13 protein-coding genes and 1 rRNA gene are annotated in these 15,590 nt (G+C 37.6%); 7 read left to right on the forward strand and 7 right to left on the reverse strand.

Annotated features, from left to right (window positions below):
• Nucleotide 1 precedes the first annotated feature (1 nt).
• Entirely contained in the window at nt 2-1,684 is a 1,683-nt protein-coding gene (locus B3D94_RS12430; RefSeq protein ID WP_193833212.1) for a peptide ABC transporter substrate-binding protein, read from the reverse strand.
• Between the two features lie 136 nt (nt 1,685-1,820).
• Between B3D94_RS12430 and B3D94_RS12435 the strand changes: the two genes are divergently transcribed.
• Both B3D94_RS12435 and rpoN read left to right on the forward strand, forming a co-directional pair.
• Entirely contained in the window at nt 1,821-2,885 is a 1,065-nt protein-coding gene (locus B3D94_RS12435; RefSeq protein WP_069482806.1) for a M24 family metallopeptidase, read from the forward strand.
• A gap of 179 nt (nt 2,886-3,064) precedes the next feature.
• Entirely contained in the window at nt 3,065-4,351 is a 1,287-nt protein-coding gene (gene rpoN, locus B3D94_RS12440) for an RNA polymerase factor sigma-54 (RefSeq protein WP_291757464.1), read from the forward strand.
• 60 nt (nt 4,352-4,411) lie between these two features.
• Here rpoN and B3D94_RS12445 read toward each other — a convergent pair whose 3' ends face one another.
• The 5 genes from B3D94_RS12445 to B3D94_RS12465 are packed head-to-tail and all read right to left on the reverse strand — an operon-like array spanning nt 4,412 to nt 9,920.
• The gene (locus tag B3D94_RS12445) at nt 4,412-5,893 is read right to left on the reverse strand and encodes an aldehyde dehydrogenase family protein (protein WP_069482808.1); all 1,482 of its coding nucleotides are present in this window, start codon (nt 5,891-5,893) and stop codon (nt 4,412-4,414) included.
• A gap of 15 nt (nt 5,894-5,908) precedes the next feature.
• Complete coding sequence (dapA, locus tag B3D94_RS12450; RefSeq protein ID WP_069482809.1) at nt 5,909-6,811, reverse strand: 4-hydroxy-tetrahydrodipicolinate synthase; 903 nt, start codon at nt 6,809-6,811, stop codon at nt 5,909-5,911.
• A 26-nt stretch (nt 6,812-6,837) separates the two neighbouring features.
• Nucleotides 6,838-7,710, reverse strand: a complete 873-nt coding sequence (locus B3D94_RS12455) for a proline racemase family protein (protein WP_291757468.1) — start codon at nt 7,708-7,710, stop codon at nt 6,838-6,840.
• 12 nt (nt 7,711-7,722) lie between these two features.
• A complete protein-coding gene (locus tag B3D94_RS12460; protein WP_069482811.1) occupies nt 7,723-8,742 on the reverse strand; it encodes a proline racemase family protein in 1,020 nt (339 codons plus the stop codon).
• Nucleotides 8,739-9,920, reverse strand: a complete 1,182-nt coding sequence (locus tag B3D94_RS12465) for an NAD(P)/FAD-dependent oxidoreductase (RefSeq protein WP_258270384.1) — start codon at nt 9,918-9,920, stop codon at nt 8,739-8,741. The genes B3D94_RS12460 and B3D94_RS12465 overlap by 4 nt, the downstream gene beginning before the upstream one ends.
• A 153-nt stretch (nt 9,921-10,073) precedes the next feature.
• Here B3D94_RS12465 and B3D94_RS12470 point away from each other — a divergent pair, with 153 nt between their 5' ends.
• The 5 genes from B3D94_RS12470 to B3D94_RS12490 all read left to right on the forward strand — a co-directional run bounded on the left by B3D94_RS12470 (nt 10,074) and on the right by B3D94_RS12490 (nt 15,461).
• Entirely contained in the window at nt 10,074-11,780 is a 1,707-nt protein-coding gene (locus B3D94_RS12470; protein WP_291757474.1) for a sigma-54 interaction domain-containing protein, read from the forward strand.
• A gap of 139 nt (nt 11,781-11,919) precedes the next feature.
• Nucleotides 11,920-12,186: a (2Fe-2S)-binding protein gene (locus B3D94_RS12475; RefSeq protein ID WP_069482813.1), complete on the forward strand. Its 267-nt coding sequence runs from the start codon at nt 11,920-11,922 to the stop codon at nt 12,184-12,186.
• Entirely contained in the window at nt 12,186-12,527 is a 342-nt protein-coding gene (locus tag B3D94_RS12480; protein WP_069482814.1) for a (2Fe-2S)-binding protein, read from the forward strand. Before B3D94_RS12475 ends, B3D94_RS12480 begins: the two co-directional genes overlap by 1 nt.
• Nucleotides 12,517-13,737 carry an NAD(P)/FAD-dependent oxidoreductase gene (locus B3D94_RS12485; protein ID WP_069482815.1) on the forward strand — a complete coding sequence of 407 codons (1,221 nt, stop codon included), beginning with the start codon at nt 12,517-12,519 and terminating at the stop codon, nt 13,735-13,737. Before B3D94_RS12480 ends, B3D94_RS12485 begins: the two co-directional genes overlap by 11 nt.
• A 269-nt stretch (nt 13,738-14,006) precedes the next feature.
• Nucleotides 14,007-15,461 carry an alanine/glycine:cation symporter family protein gene (locus B3D94_RS12490; RefSeq protein ID WP_069482816.1) on the forward strand — a complete coding sequence of 485 codons (1,455 nt, stop codon included), beginning with the start codon at nt 14,007-14,009 and terminating at the stop codon, nt 15,459-15,461.
• A gap of 41 nt (nt 15,462-15,502) precedes the next feature.
• Here B3D94_RS12490 and rrf read toward each other — a convergent pair.
• Nucleotides 15,503-15,590 (reverse strand): 5S ribosomal RNA (rrf, locus tag B3D94_RS12495); the annotation flags it as partial.

Genomic DNA, 15,590 nt, shown 5'->3' on the forward strand with positions numbered 1-15,590 from the left:
TTTATTTTACAATTTCTACCCATTTATAGCTTATGTCAGCTGAGAATGGATGCTCATATAAGTTTTTCACATATGGTTTTGTCAAACGACTTAACCCTTTTTGGAATGTTGGGGCAAATGCTACATCTTCCATCATTAATTTTTCGGCTTGCTGCATAAGTTCCCAACGCTCGGTAACATTAGAGGTAGTTTTTGCTTGTTTAATAAGTGCATCAACTTTTTCATTTTTATAGTTAGACTGATTATAATAAGCCGTTGACTCAAATAATTCAATATAAGTCATAGGGTCTTGATAGTCAGGGCCCCAGCCACCATAGTCTAAATCAAAATCAACAGCCCCTTCTAATGCAAGCTTTTGCTTATTTGGCTGCATATTAATTGTTAGCTCTAAGCCTTCTAAATTCGTCTCCAATTGGTTTTTAATAAATTCAGCGGCTTTTTTAGATTCTGCACGGTCATATGTTAAAAACTCCAGCTTTACTTGGTCTACACCAAGTTCCTTTAAGCCCGTAGCCCACGCTTCCTTCGCTAGCTCGATATTTGTTTTATTCATATCGCCATTGCCATCACGGAAATCATTCCCCTTGTCATCTGTTGATAATCCCTGAGGTACTAAATAGTAAGCAGGAATGGAACCATCCTGTAATATCACTTCAGCGAATCCTTGTTTGTCCCATGCCATATCAATCGCTTTACGAATGTTTAGATTAGATAAATATTTATTGTCATGATTCATACGAATAAAATACGTATTTGGCTTTAAAAACGTTGAATACTCTTGACTGTCTTTATATTGAGCAACATATTCACTAGATAACTCGGCAGTGTCTATTTCACCAGCTTCATAGAGATTGACAGCCGTTGCCGTATCTTTCACTATTTTCTGCGTGATTTTAGTAAGCTTTACAGTGTCCTTATCCCAATAACTTTCATTTTTGACGAACGTCCATCCTTGCCCATGTTGCCAAGACTCCATCATGAAAGGACCATTATAGATCATATTATCCGCTTCTAGCGCATATTGATCACCTTGGGACTCTGTAAATTCTTTATTTAATGGGAAGAACGGTGCATACGTTGTTAAGCTAATAAAGTATGGGATCGGCGCATTTAGCTGCACTTCTAATGTTTCATCATTTAATGCTTTAATACCGATTTCCTCCACCTTCCCATAAAGGGGATCTTCTTCTGTTTGCACATTGGCAGCATTTTTTATATCTAACATTAAGTATGAATAAATTGCTTGAGTTTCAGGATTTATAGCTCTTTTCCATGCATACTCAAAATCATGTGCTGTCACTGGAGTCCCATTACTCCACACAGCATCTTTACGTATTTTAAATGTATACACTGTACCATCCTCAGAAACTTCATGTGACTCTGCCATACCTGGAATTGGTGTATTTTCCGGACCTATACGATATAATCCCTCAAATACTGAGTTCATTGCCGTCACAGCAAGTGCATCTACACTCCCCAAAGAGCTCATCGTCGTTAAATCTCCTGTTGCCACTAAATGAAGTTCCTGTGCAGTAATATTGTCATCCCCATCAGAAGATGCATTATCTGTTTCATTACTATTTGTAGTATTTCCAGAAGTGGTTTTATCTTTGCCGTAACAACCGACCAATACAACGAGCACTAATGCTAACAATACGAAAAGCCATTTTGTTTTTTTAGCCATCCTCAAAACCCCTTTAATTTTATTGCACGAAAAGAAATCGCACTATAAAAATCTATGCAATTTCCATGCCGATTCTAATTTTTTAAAAATTGGCACAGATTTTGCATTATAATTTCATTAAAGGGGGAATGACAACATGTCAAAACTAGAACAATTACGAAATGCTCTACAAGCACAAGGTACAAGCGCAATGATTATTACAAATGCTCAAAACCGTCGTTATTTAACAGGATTTACAGGAAGTGCAGGAACGGTTGTAGTAACTAACACACGGGCACTTTTATTGGTGGACTTCCGCTATACACAGCAAGCAACAGAGCAAAGTAAAACATTTGAGGTACATGAGATTGATCGCAGCCGTTTATATGAAACGATTCAAGAAATTTTAGAACAGGAATCCATTCAAACTGTTGGCTTTGAACAACATCACGTCACTTACTACACTTATCAATTAATGGCTAATAAATTAATAGCAACATTAAAGCCTTTATCTACTATTGTGGAAGATTTACGTATGATTAAGACACCAGAGGAAATTGAAATCATTAAGAAAGCAGCTTGGATTTCAGATGAAGCATTTAAGCATATTTTGACATTCATTAAACCTGGTGTTACAGAAATTGAAATTGCCAATGAGCTGGAATCCCATATGCGTAAAAATGGTGCTACTGGTGCTGCATTTGATATGATTGTCGCTTCTGGTCATCGCTCTGCTCTACCACATGGCGTGGCGTCTTCGAAAATTATTGAACAAGGTGATATGCTTACACTTGATTTTGGCGCTTATTATGAAGGCTATCGTTCTGACATGACAAGAACTATTGCTGTCGGTGAGCCTCCTGAACAATTAAAAGAAATATATCAAATTGTTTATGACTCCTTGCAACATGCTCTTTCTAATATGAAGGCTGGTATAACAGGACAAAATGCAGATAGCTATACACGTGACTATATTACAGCTAAAGGCTATGGGGAAAATTACGGACATGGAGCAGGTCATGGCATCGGACTAGATATTCACGAAAATATTTTCATGTCGACAGTTTGTGAAGACGTTTTAGAGGAGAATATGGTACTTACAGTTGAGCCAGGCATTTACGTCCCACAAGTTGGCGGTGTTCGTATAGAGGATGATGTCATCATTACAAAAGATGGTGTTGAAGTAATCACACACTCGCCAAAAGAACTCATTATTTTATAATTTCTTTACACTCACCCTATAGATGTTTACTTTTTTTACACTTTTTAAAACCATTAAGTTCAACATTTTGAGCTTATTATTGAAAGCTAATGATTCATTTCGTTGCACATGTCAAAGTTTCTTGTCACTATATTTTTCTAAGTTAGTTAGATAGATTGATAGAGAATCGAGGTTTAAGTATGCAACTTTCTATTAAACACACACAAGAATTACAAATCGTTATGTCTACCCAACTTCGTCAGGCGATCGAGCTACTCCAATATTCAACTCAGGAGTTAGAACAATATATACGTGAACAAGAGCTCGTTAATCCGTTAATCGAACTAAGTGAACCTACACTTAAAGAGCATTTACAGATTCCAAAAACGAGTAGCAAACACTATAACCATTTGCATCTTTCTACAAAATGCGAAAAAAATATTCGAGATGAGCTGTTTCAGCAGGTCAGGTTAACATTTGATAATGAAAAGGACATTCAGCTCTTAAAACATATTATTTATCATTTAGATGACAATGGTTATTATGAGCAACCTATACGAACTTCTTATAATGACTCAGAAATAGAAAAGGGCATTCATTTATTACAAACGATTGGTCCTTTAGGAATGGGTGCACGCAATTTAAAGGAATGTTTACTATTACAAACTATTTATTGTCCTAACAGCCCTATTCATGCCGATACCATTATTTCTAATTATCTAGAAGAGCTCGCTCATAATAATTGGAAGAAAATATCAAAAGAGCTAGATATATCATTAAATGACTTACAAATGATTTATCTTTTTATACAATCATTACAACCAAAGCTAAGCTCATTATTTTATCAGGAATTGGTACATACGACGATACCAGATATTATTGTAGATATTGTTGACGGTGGGATTACCTTTTCGTTGAACGATTATTATTTACCAAAGATTAGTATTCACGCTGACTACTTTCCTTATATAAAAACTCATTCCTCAGAAAAGAGTTATTTTAAAAAACACTTAGCTGACTACCACTGGCTAGTGAACAGCATTGAACAACGTCGAAATACAATGATCAACATTATGAAGGCCCTTATTGAAAAGCAAAAAAGATTCTTTCTAGATGGCTTCGACGCCATGCAACCACTTACGTTGCGTGAAATTGCTGACCAAATAGATGTTCATGAATCAACGGTAAGTCGTATTACAACAAATAAGTATGTACAAACTGCTTTGGGCACATTTGAATTAAAGGAATTATTCAGCTCTAAATTGTCGACAGCCAATGGTCAGAGCGTGTCACAAATAAAGGTGAAGTCTTTATTGTCCGACTATATCAAATCAGAAAATAAGGCTAAGCCCTTCTCTGATCAAAAAATAGCTGAATATTTTAACGCTGCTTTAGGCATTGAAATATCTCGGCGTACCATAGCCAAATACCGCGAGGATATGAGTATCCCGTCCTCTGCACGGCGTAAAATAATACCCTTTCAATAACGAGAAAAGGAGCTACCTATTGAAGATAGCTCCTTTTATTTCTTTAATGCAAATTCACTTTTATTGCTTCATATTAACAAATACACTTTTCACCTCAGTGTAATTGGACAGTCCATATTCACCGCCCATTTCACGACCAATACCTGACTGTTTGTAACCTCCAAATGGCATCGTTTCCCATTCTAACCCAAAATCATTAATCCATACTGTCCCTGCTTGTAGTTTACTAGCAATATAATGTGCCTTCTTTACATTTTCAGTCCAAATACTTGCAGCAAGTCCATATTTACTATTATTAGCGCGTGCAATTACTTCATCTACTGTTTCAAACGATAGAATGGACATAACAGGTCCGAAAATCTCTTCTTGGGCAATTGTCATCGTGTCCTGAACATCAGCAAAGATAGTTGGTTGGACAAAATATCCCTTTGGCAGTGCTCGATCACCACCAGCTACTAAGCGAGCACCTTCCTCTTTTCCTTTTTCGATAAAATGAAGAACAGTGTTTAATTGCTTTTGTGACACTAATGGACCCATGTCTGTTTCTGGGTCTAAACCGGGCCCTACCTTTAATGCTTTAGCCTTTTCAGCGAGTCGTTCAATAAATTGATTGTATAAACTACTATGCACAAATACCCGTGTACATGCGCTACAGTTTTGGCCATGATTGTACATCGTCCCAGCAAATGTTCCTTCTATCGCTTCCTCGACATCTGCATCTGGTAACACAATAGCAGGAGATTTTCCCCCAAGCTCTAATGTTATACTTTTCACATCATCAGCAGCTTTTTTCATCACGTGTATTCCTGTCTTTGTTGATCCAGTGAAGGCTACTTTTGCTACACCTTTATGAGTAACAACCGCTTCGCCCGCCTCTCCCGTACCTGGTACAATATTTACTACACCGTCTGGAAAACCAGCTTGTTTCATTAATTGCCCCACATATAATAATGACAATGGCGTTTCAGCCGCTGGTTTGATAACAACCGTACATCCTACTGCTAACGCTGAACCTAGCTTCCATGCCGCCATGGCAAGAGGAAAATTCCAAGGAATAATTTGGCCTACAACTCCGACGGGCTCATGTACAATGTAATTTAAGTAATCCTTTGACACTTGTACAGTCTGGCCTGTAATTTTTGTTGCCCAGCCCGCATAATAACGGAAATGTTGAACTGTACCATCCACATCATCTGCAAGAGCATTTTTATATGGTTTTCCATTGTCTAGTGATTCAAGCTGTGCTAGCTCTTCACGATGTTCTTCTAGTAAATCTGCCAATTTATAAATAATTCGTGAGCGTTCAGCTGCCTCCATCGTTGACCATTCACCATCAAATGCTTTTCGAGCAGCTTCTACTGCAAAATCAATATCTTCTGCCTGTGCTTCGCTTACTACCGCAATGACTTCTTCATTAGCAGGATTTAAAACATTCAATGTTTTACCTGATTGAGCTTGCACATATTCACCGTCGATATACAAGCCAATCGTGGACTGTAGAAATTCCTTTACTTGTGGTTTTAATGTCAACACTGCCTCCATCGTTCATCCCCCTTTTTAATAATGTTCTATAGCCAGTACGTCTAAATTAGTCATAATTGCTTTAAGTTGGGCATCTTCTTCCTCTGTTAGTGGGAGACGTGGTAGACGACAAGGCCCCCCTGCCCATCCTTTTAGTTCCATTGCACGTTTAGTAATTTGTACATATTTACCCGATCCCTCTAAAAATGCACATAAAGGTAATAAGCGATCGTAAATTGCCCAAGCTGCCTCTAAGTTCCCCTCTTTTACTTGACTATATAATTTTGTCACAAGCTCTGGCACAATATTTCCAGATACAGAAATCCACCCAACAGCCCCAATTAAAAATGATTCGATAGCTAAATCCTCTGATCCACAAAATACTTTTATATCATCTTGGCCTTGACGTACGATATCACGCGCTTTTCCAATACTGCCGCTTGATTCTTTAATATGTGTAATATTTGGAACATCTCTACCTACTTTTAAAATCGTTTCTAAGCCAATATCTACCCCCGAAGTAAACGGATTATTATAGATCATGATGGGAAAGTTTACAGATTCGGCTACTGATTTAAAATGAACATATATTTCATCATCTTTTGGATGTGCGTAATAGGAATTAATTAATAATGCTGCATCTGCACCAGCCTGTTCTGCCTGCTGTGTATAGATGATTGCCTCTGCAGTTGTTTCAGCTGCTGTACCAACAATCAATGTAATTCGCCCTTTAATTTGATCTACAGCTACTTCTACTGCATTAAACCGTTCTTCTTTCGTTAAACTCACAAATTCACCTGTACTACCATTAATAGCAATACCTGTGACCCCAGCTTCAATAAAATGTTCAATATTTTGACGGAAACCATCCCAATCAATGTCTGTTTGATTTTTCATCGGCGTTACTAATACGGGAAATACGCCTTCTAGTTTTTTCATCTTTATTCCTCCTCTATCCTCTTTTATTACACAATGATAAATCCATGCTGCAAAGGATCTTCACGGTCCACTACAAATTGATGGATTCCTGTGATATAACCTGTTAATGCAATTTCGTAGCCAGCTTCATGCTTTTGTATAATTTCAATGTTGCTATCAAAAATACTGTCATTTTTTTTAACAGCTTCTTCCCCTAAAACCGCTATTAACGCCAGTGTACTATCTACTCCAGGTGAACGTAATATATAGCCATCTCGTTCAAAGGTAACTGACCTGACAGAGCCATCTAATTGTTCATACATAATGATCCCATCTGCCGTACTATATTTCTCACTTTCTAGTAATCCCCACGTGCTGATTTCTGCTAATTCTTCTAAAACAATGGCTTTAATTTGCCGTGGTTTTTCAACCACCATGTAGCGTCGCTCATTATCAATAATGACTTGCTCACCTTCTAAATATGCTGGCTTCAATATTAAATGAACGGATAATACTGCATCTCTCTTTTCAGAAAGTTTGGCATTAGCTTCATAGACACCTTTGACTGTTTCAATAGAGTAAGTATTATTTTTTGAAAGTTCTACTGTTCCTTGCTCAATCAATGCTGTCAATGTGGCTACAAGTGCCTCATACTTAAAACTTGTAGAAGCTGCATGCTGGAAAAATAATAATCGATAGGAAGCAATAGCGGATGGTAAAACAAGGCAGCCATTCATTCCACGATGTCCCCTAGGCTCATTCAAAAGCTGTTGCTTTGTATCTTCAAATTGTGTATTTAACTGATGATCCGCTTCCAAAATATCTTCATGCATAAGCATGATTGGGGATTGCACAATGATGCGAAAGGCTTCTCCCACTACTTGTGTATCTATTGTTTGAAAAGACTTATGAAAATTCATGTTTATCCTCCCTTAGTGATCCATTGGCGGAATCATCAAATAGCCCTCTTTTAGTGGGTCCTGATCATTGTAAAAGAATCGATGCATTCCCATTACCCATGCTGATCCTGTTACTTCTGGAATAACAGCTGTTAAACCACTTATAGTTACTTCTTCTAGTACACGTGCTTTAAACATCGTTCCCACAATACTTTCATAAACGAAGGACTCATTGATAGCGAGCTTATTTTTTGAGTAGAGTGTAGCGATTTTGGCAGACGTACCAGTGCCACAAGGAGAACGATCAATTCCTCCTGGCGGAACAACAACAGTATTTTTTAAATCAGCAGATGGATTGACTGGATCTGTATAAAACTCAATATGTGTAAGCCCATGGATAAAGGAGAATTCAGGATGGACAATATCCTCCTCAGCATTCACAGCATTGCGGAGTCGAATAGCTGTGTTAATAATCTTCGTCGAATTGTCTACAGCTAAGTCTAGATTGATTTTTCTAGCATCAATAATGCCGTAAAAATTCCCTCCGTAAGCTATTTCACATTCCACTACACCTAGTTCAGTATCATCGATTTCAATCGTTTTTAATAAAAAAGATGGTACGTTTTTAAAGGTCACTTCCTTCGCTACTCCATCCTCTACTTTTATTTGTACATCAATTAAACCTGCAGGTGTGTCCAATTTTATGTTTGTATATGGTATAGTGACCTCTATTAAATTTGCTTCAATAAGTGCTGTACAAACACCTATTGTGTCATGTCCACACATTGGTAAGTAACCACCTGTTTCTATATAAATCACCCCAATATCGGCTTCGGGATGGCAAGGATCTGTAATGATAACGCCTGACATTACGCTATGTCCTCGTGGTTCATTCATAAGAAATCTTCGAATCCAATCATAGTTCTCTTGCATAAATAACATTTTTTCTGACATAGTTTTGCCTTCAAGCTTGGGCATACCACTTATTAATGAACGTGTTGGATTTCCTCCCGTGTGGGTATCAATCGTCATAAATAGTTTTTGAAAATTCATTTATGAAGGACTCCTTTCTGAAAACGACTAAGATGAACCGGTTCAGTAGGAATGCATGCATCTTTGTGCTGGAGTAATTCTTGGATAAGCTTCCCAGTAACTGCAGCTAAGCTAATGCCATCTCCTTCATGACCCGCTGCAATATAGAAGCCAGGTACTTCTTCTACTTCACAAATAATAGGTAAATGATCTTCTGTCCATGGTCTTAATCCTGCATATGTACGAATAATCGACATATCAGCAATTTTTGGATAGAAACGTACTGCCCGTCTAGCGATCATTTTTGCCACATCATGATTCACCTTCGTGTCAAATCCTACAAATTCACGACTACTTCCTATTAAAAAATTCTGTGCCTCTGTCGGTTCAAACACTAAGGCTACTCCATACTTTTCAATATCCGCATCCACCTTACGCTCTCCACCAAACTTTGAAATTAAATAACCAAATTCCATAACTTTTCTTAGCCCTACTGGTTGCTGACGTGATGCGACCAGTATATGACCTTTGCGAGGTTTAATGGGAATATCAACACCAAGCATTTGTCCAATATACGGCGCCCATATTCCGCAAGCATTAATGACTCTATTGGCGGTTATCCATCCGTCATTCGTTTCAAGCAAAAATGTATGATCTGGCTGTTTCTTAATATGTTTGACCTCTGTCTGTTTTTTTATCTTTGCCCCTATCTTCTCAGCTGAATGAAACATAGAAAATGTCAGCATGTATGGGTTCACTGTTGAATCAGTTTTACATTCCAACCCACCGTATAAGTCATCTGCGAAGTATTTTGATTCATTCCGCAAATCCTCACGATCTAACATCGTAAAATCTAACCCCGCCTCTTGTTGGCGATTAACCCATTGCTGAGCAGCCTCCATCTCTAGTTCACTTTCACAAACAAGGATGCTACCCGGATTTCGGTATTCAAAGCTCATATCTAACTCTCTATTTAGCTCATGAACCAATCTTTGACTGACTAAAGACATTTGACTGTCAAAGCCAGGATCTTTATCAATAGCTAAAATATTGCCATCACAACGAGAAGAAGTCCCACTCGCAAGTTCATTTTTTTCAAGTATTGTGATATCTAGGCCGGCCTTTGTGCAATAATAAGCTATTGCTCCACCAATAATGCCACCACCAATAATTACGATATCGTGATGGGATTTCTTCATATCTCCCTCCTCCTTTCTATTCATGACTGTATGATGCAAAAAACATGCCAATCTATCAAACTGGAATTTGTTTGATAAACTAGTCACTATGTGTCAAAATTATTTATATTATTCAAAATAATTGGACAAATTAACAATAAGGGGGGACTTATCTTGCATCCATATCATTTAATAATGAATAAAATAGTAAAACGTAACTTTGCTATTACAACTACTGAAGACATTGTGTCCAAAATAAACGATGCTAGCAAACAATTTTTTGTGATTGAAAATAATAAACCCTATGGAGCAGTTCGCGGTAAAAGAAAAAATGATGTTCACTATGTTGCCTGTCTTACCATCCAGTCAAATTGCCCGCTCAAAATTGCCATTGAATATATGAAGGACTACGAATTTTTACTAGTTTGTAATGAAGAGAAACAATATTTAGGATATTTATGGAGAGAGTCCTTAGCATACGATCTTGCCTATGAATTAGAATGTGGAAATGCTTATTTACAAACCATTTTAAATACAATTAATGAATCCTGTACGGTCATTGATGCTGAACAAAATGTTGTTTATTGGACGAAAGGAGCCGAAAGTATTTTTTCAGTATCCGGAGAAAATATTATCGGTAAGCCAATCACTCATTTTTTCAAAGAAGATCAACTAGAAATTTTACATACATTACAGCATAGAAAATCTGTCTATCAGCAACAGCATTTTCCACGGGAAGATCTCGTCGTTATGATTAACTCTAATCCTGTTATGCTGCACGATAAGACAATTGGGGCAGTCGTTGCTGAAACAGACATTACCCATGTCAAAAAATTAAACGAAGAGCTTCATATTACATCTGAGAAATTATTAAATTTAGAGAAACAGATGAATACTAATGGTTTAGCCTTTGACCCATTCACCCTAATTCGTGGTAATAGTCCAAAGCTTAGAGAAGTATTAGAAAAAGTAAAAAAGGTCGCAGAAACCGAGGCTAATATTTTAATTTACGGAGAGAGTGGCGTTGGTAAAGAACTGTTTGCACGTGCAGTTCATGCTATTCGAGAAAAGTCTGAGGCACCCTTTGTTGCTATCAATTGTGGTGCCATTCCAAGCGGTCTGTTTGAAAGTGAGATTTTTGGCTATGAAAAAGGAGCTTTTTCTGGTGCCCATCAAAAAGGAAAAAAAGGTAAAGTAGAGCTTGCACGTGGAGGTACTTTATTTTTAGATGAAATCGGTGAGATGCCGCTAGAAATGCAAGTCAAGATTTTAAGATTGCTACAGGAAAAAACTTTTTACACAGTTGGCGGTACAAAGGAAATGGACGTCGAATTTAATCTAGTAGCAGCAACTAATAGAGATTTGAAGCAATTAGTGGCAGAAGGCAAATTTAGAGAAGATTTATATTATCGACTGAATGTGGTGAATTTCACAGTCCCTCCTCTTAGAGAACGGGCATCAGATATATTAGAAATTAGCAATTACTTCTTATATGAAAAGTCGATTAAATATAATCGACCTATTCAAGGAATCCCAACTGAAATAGCAAATGTACTTTTAAAATACCAATGGCCAGGCAATGTGCGTGAATTATCTAATGTTATTGAGCGACTCGTAGTTTTTTCTGATGAGGGGGCCATTCATATGGAAGACCTCCCTACTGATATTTTAGCGATAATGCCAAAAGATGAAGCATTGGACATTAAGAGTGAGTTTCCTCAAGGGACAGAGCTTCACAATCAGCTTGAACATTATGAACGAGAAATAATATTAGATCAGCTTGCTAAAGTAAATGGTAATAAAAAAACATGCGCAAAAATTTTAGGTATTACTCGTGCCACTTTATACAACCGATTAAAAAAATTAAACATAGATGTCTAATTTTTTTAAATACATGTCAATATTTTTATACACACATTTCAAATCAACCTAGATTTTCATTTCGTAGCTATTTCTTTTCTTTGGCATAGTTTTTGCATTATGTACTATGTTAAGTATTTTTTATAGTAGAGGTGGAACTATGCAAAATAAATCTATGATTGTATGCCGTTGTGAAGAAATTAGTTACGATGAATTAGTTGAAAGTGCATCAAAATATAAGTGTTCTGCACGAGAACTGAAATTAAGAACGCGTGCAGGTATGGGCTATTGTGGCGGTCGTACATGCCGTACTATGGTAGATACTATTGCCAATCTTCATTATCCTCGTAAAAATAATGAGGTTTCATTAAAACATCAAGCCCCTATTCGACCAGTACGATTCTCCGATTTAGGGGAGGTTAAATGATGACAGAACGTATATTAAACCATCCCATTTTAGGGGACTTAATACAAAGAGCAAAAGTGACCTTTACTTTTGACGATCATGAGTTTGAAGGTTACAAAGGTGAGTCCCTAGCTGCTGCCTTGCTAGCACAAGGAATACGCACTTTACGTTTGCACGAAGAAACTGGGCAGCCTCGAGGCATTTATTGTAATATTGGACATTGTTATGAATGCCGGGTCAATGTAAATGGCTTAGAGGGGGAACGAGCATGCTTAACCCCACTCTCAGATGGGATGGTTGTAAAAAGTGGACAGATACTTCCTACGACAGTAAGAGACTGGAGGAAGAATTATGAACAATAAAGTAGTTATTATTGGAGCTGGTCCTGCTGGGCTTGCGGCGGCTATTACATTAGCGGAAAAAAATATTGAAGTCCTTGTTATCGATGAATATTTATATGCGGGAGGGCGATTACTGGGACAACTATATGAAGAGAAGCCAGGAACATGGTGGAATGGTATTGTAGAATCTGAACGTTTATTAGAACGAGCTAAAGCAGTCCATGTTGAATTTTTATTACAAACAAGTGTATCAGACTTAGAAAAAATAGATCGAACGTGGATCATCCATACAACCAAAGGTGTATTTCGTACCCAACATCTGCTATTAGCTACTGGAGCTGCCGAATCTCCTTTCCCAATTCCAGGTTGGACTCTACCAGGGGTAATGTCTGTTGGAGCAGCACAAGTTATGACAAATGTGCATCGTGTGAAGCCAGGTAAACGTGGCGTCATTGTCGGAGTTAATGTACTTTCTTCAGCGATTGCAATGGAATTACAATTAGCAGGTGTTCAAGTAGCCGCGATTACATTACCCCCTGCTACTTTGTTAACAGAAGGTAATAGCCATCCTTTAGAAGTTATGAACTCATTATTGCATGTAGCTCATATGGCTCCCTCGCCTTTTGTAAAAATGGGTAGCAAATTCATGAAAAATGACTTTATGAAAAAGCTCGGTATTACCTTTTATCCCAAAAATGGTGTGAAAATGTGGGATATCCCTATTATGTTGAGGAAAGCGGTTATTGAAATCGTAGGTAAAAATCAGGTAGAAGGGGTCGTTTTAGCAACAGTGAATACAGACGGCTCTATTGTGAAAGGTAGCGAACAACGTATTAAAGCAGATTTTATTTGTATCGCTGGTGGCCTTTACCCTCTAGCAGAGCTTGCTTCTTTAGCAGGTTGTCCATTTCATTATATCGAACAATTAGGTGGGTTCATTCCTTTACATAATGAACAAATGGAAACTAATTTAGAGGGATTGTATGTAGCTGGAAATATTACAGGTATTGAAGGAGCCAAGGTAGCATTAGCGCAGGGAGAGGTTGCTGCCCTTACGATTGCTCAACGCCTCAATGGAGGAGCATCCAATCATGATATTAAGCTTTCCATCCAAGCTGTTGAAAAAACAAGAGCCATTGCACATATTCAATTTCATCCAGAAATTTTAGCTGGCCGTCAGCAGATGAAACAAATTTGGAATGAATCTGTTGGGTCTTTTACTATTCATTAAAAAAAAACATCTGAAAGTGTAAAAGTCTTTTTCTCGTCTTCATGAGTAAAAGGCTTTTTTTGCTTTATGGCATAAAACATGCAATACATATGATGAGCTTAACATGCATGAAGGGAGGTTTTAGCTATTTAAACATTCATCTAAACTAAAGCTGTATCCACACTGCGATTATATTGCAGTGACAGGATGAGTGCTGATGATGTATAGTACACAATTTTTAAAGTGGTAATTATGGGGTTTTGATTTAAGAAAACAAGGGGGAAACATCTATGGAGACAATCGTTAATACAATGGTCGATTATATTTGGGGAAATACACTTGTATACTTAGCATTAGGTGTAGGTCTTTATTTTACCGTCCTAACAAAAGCTGTTCAATTTCGTTATATTCCTGAGATGATTCGATTATTACGTGAACGTAAAGAGTCAAAAGAAGGAATTTCATCGTTCCAAGCTTTTTGTATGGCATTGTCTGGACGGGTTGGTGTTGGTAATATCGCAGGAGTGGCTACGGCAATTGCTGCTGGTGGACCAGGTGCAGTATTTTGGATGGGTTTTATGGCATTTCTAGGGGGTGCAAGTGCATTTATTGAATCAACACTTGCCCAATTATATAAAGAAAAGGCTGATGATCAGTATCGCGGTGGTTCGCCATACTATATCGAAAAGGGTTTGAGACTAAAGGGTTTTGCTATATTTGTTGCGTCTGTTATCTGTCTTTCATATGGTGTTCTAGTGCCAGGAATACAGGCGAACACAATTGCCACCTCATTTAATACAGCTTTTCATATTCCGCCCTTTATAACAGGTGCCCTAATTGTTATTCTTTTGGGATTAATCATATTCGGTGGTGTAAAACGTATAGCACGTGTTGCAGATAAAGTTGTTCCTATTATGGCACTTGCCTACGTAATTTTAACACTCATCATATTAGGAGCGAATGTAAGTGAAATTCCAGGTATGGTTAAACTTATACTTACAAGTGCCTTTGGTACGAATGCAATTTTTGGAGGTATAGTGGGGACAGCAATCGCCTGGGGTGTAAGACGCTCGGTATTTTCAAACGTAGCTGGAGCAGGAGAAGCAACATTTAGTTCTGCTGCTGCTGAAGTATCTCATCCGGCTAAACAAGGTTTAGTTCAAGGGTTTTCCATCTATATTGATACAATCATTGTCTGTACGGCTACAGCTTTAATGATTCTCATAACAGGTATGTATAATGTAACCCCTCCTGGAACAACGACACCGTTAGTTGAAAATATCCCGGGCGTTGTAGCAGGTACTGCATATACTCAAGCAGCAGTATCTACAGTATTCAATGATTTTGGAAGTGGATTCGTAGCTATAGCGATATTCCTCTTCGCATTCACTACTTTAATGGCATATTACTATATTGCAGAGACAACTATTGTTTATTTAGATAAAAAGCTTCGCTTCCCGTTTTTAAAATTAGTATTAAAAGTGATTTTCTTACTAGTTGTTTATGTTGGAAGTGTTCAATCTGTTAGTCTTATGTGGGGACTTGGAGATATTGGATTTGGGAGTATGAGTTATTTGAACTTTATTGCTATTGTTTTATTAACCAAACCAGCCATTCGAGTTTTACAAGATTATGATCGTCAAAAAAAAGCTGGCCTCGATCCTATTTTTGATCCAAGAGAAGCTGGAATTAAAAATGCCGAGTTCTGGATAGATTATAGCAATATGCATAAAAGGAATGAATAGAAATAAAAAAACAGTCAGCTATTTGCTGACTGTTTTTATGTGCCTAGCGACGTCCTACTCTCACAGGGGGAAGCCCCCAACTACCATCGGCGCTAAAGAGCTTAACTTCCGTGCTCGGCATGGGAACGG

The sequence above is a fragment of the Lysinibacillus sp. UBA5990 genome (assembly GCF_002429815.1).
GTDB lineage: Bacteria > Bacillota > Bacilli > Bacillales_A > Planococcaceae > Lysinibacillus > Lysinibacillus fusiformis.

Excerpts from the sequence above, each read along its gene's own strand:
- B3D94_RS12430 (WP_193833212.1), bottom strand. The coding sequence starts at position 1,684 with ATGGCTAAAAAAACAAAATGGCTTTTCGTATTGTTAGCATTAGTGCTC.
- B3D94_RS12435 (WP_069482806.1), top strand. The coding sequence starts at position 1,821 with ATGTCAAAACTAGAACAATTACGAAATGCTCTACAAGCACAAGGTACA.
- rpoN (WP_291757464.1), top strand. The coding sequence starts at position 3,065 with ATGCAACTTTCTATTAAACACACACAAGAATTACAAATCGTTATGTCT.
- B3D94_RS12445 (WP_069482808.1), bottom strand. The coding sequence starts at position 5,893 with ATGGAGGCAGTGTTGACATTAAAACCACAAGTAAAGGAATTTCTACAG.
- dapA (WP_069482809.1), bottom strand. The coding sequence starts at position 6,811 with ATGAAAAAACTAGAAGGCGTATTTCCCGTATTAGTAACGCCGATGAAA.
- B3D94_RS12455 (WP_291757468.1), bottom strand. The coding sequence starts at position 7,710 with ATGAATTTTCATAAGTCTTTTCAAACAATAGATACACAAGTAGTGGGA.
- B3D94_RS12460 (WP_069482811.1), bottom strand. The coding sequence starts at position 8,742 with ATGAATTTTCAAAAACTATTTATGACGATTGATACCCACACGGGAGGA.
- B3D94_RS12465 (WP_258270384.1), bottom strand. The coding sequence starts at position 9,920 with ATGAAGAAATCCCATCACGATATCGTAATTATTGGTGGTGGCATTATT.
- B3D94_RS12475 (WP_069482813.1), top strand. The coding sequence starts at position 11,920 with ATGCAAAATAAATCTATGATTGTATGCCGTTGTGAAGAAATTAGTTAC.
- B3D94_RS12480 (WP_069482814.1), top strand. The coding sequence starts at position 12,186 with ATGACAGAACGTATATTAAACCATCCCATTTTAGGGGACTTAATACAA.
- B3D94_RS12485 (WP_069482815.1), top strand. The coding sequence starts at position 12,517 with ATGAACAATAAAGTAGTTATTATTGGAGCTGGTCCTGCTGGGCTTGCG.
- B3D94_RS12490 (WP_069482816.1), top strand. The coding sequence starts at position 14,007 with ATGGAGACAATCGTTAATACAATGGTCGATTATATTTGGGGAAATACA.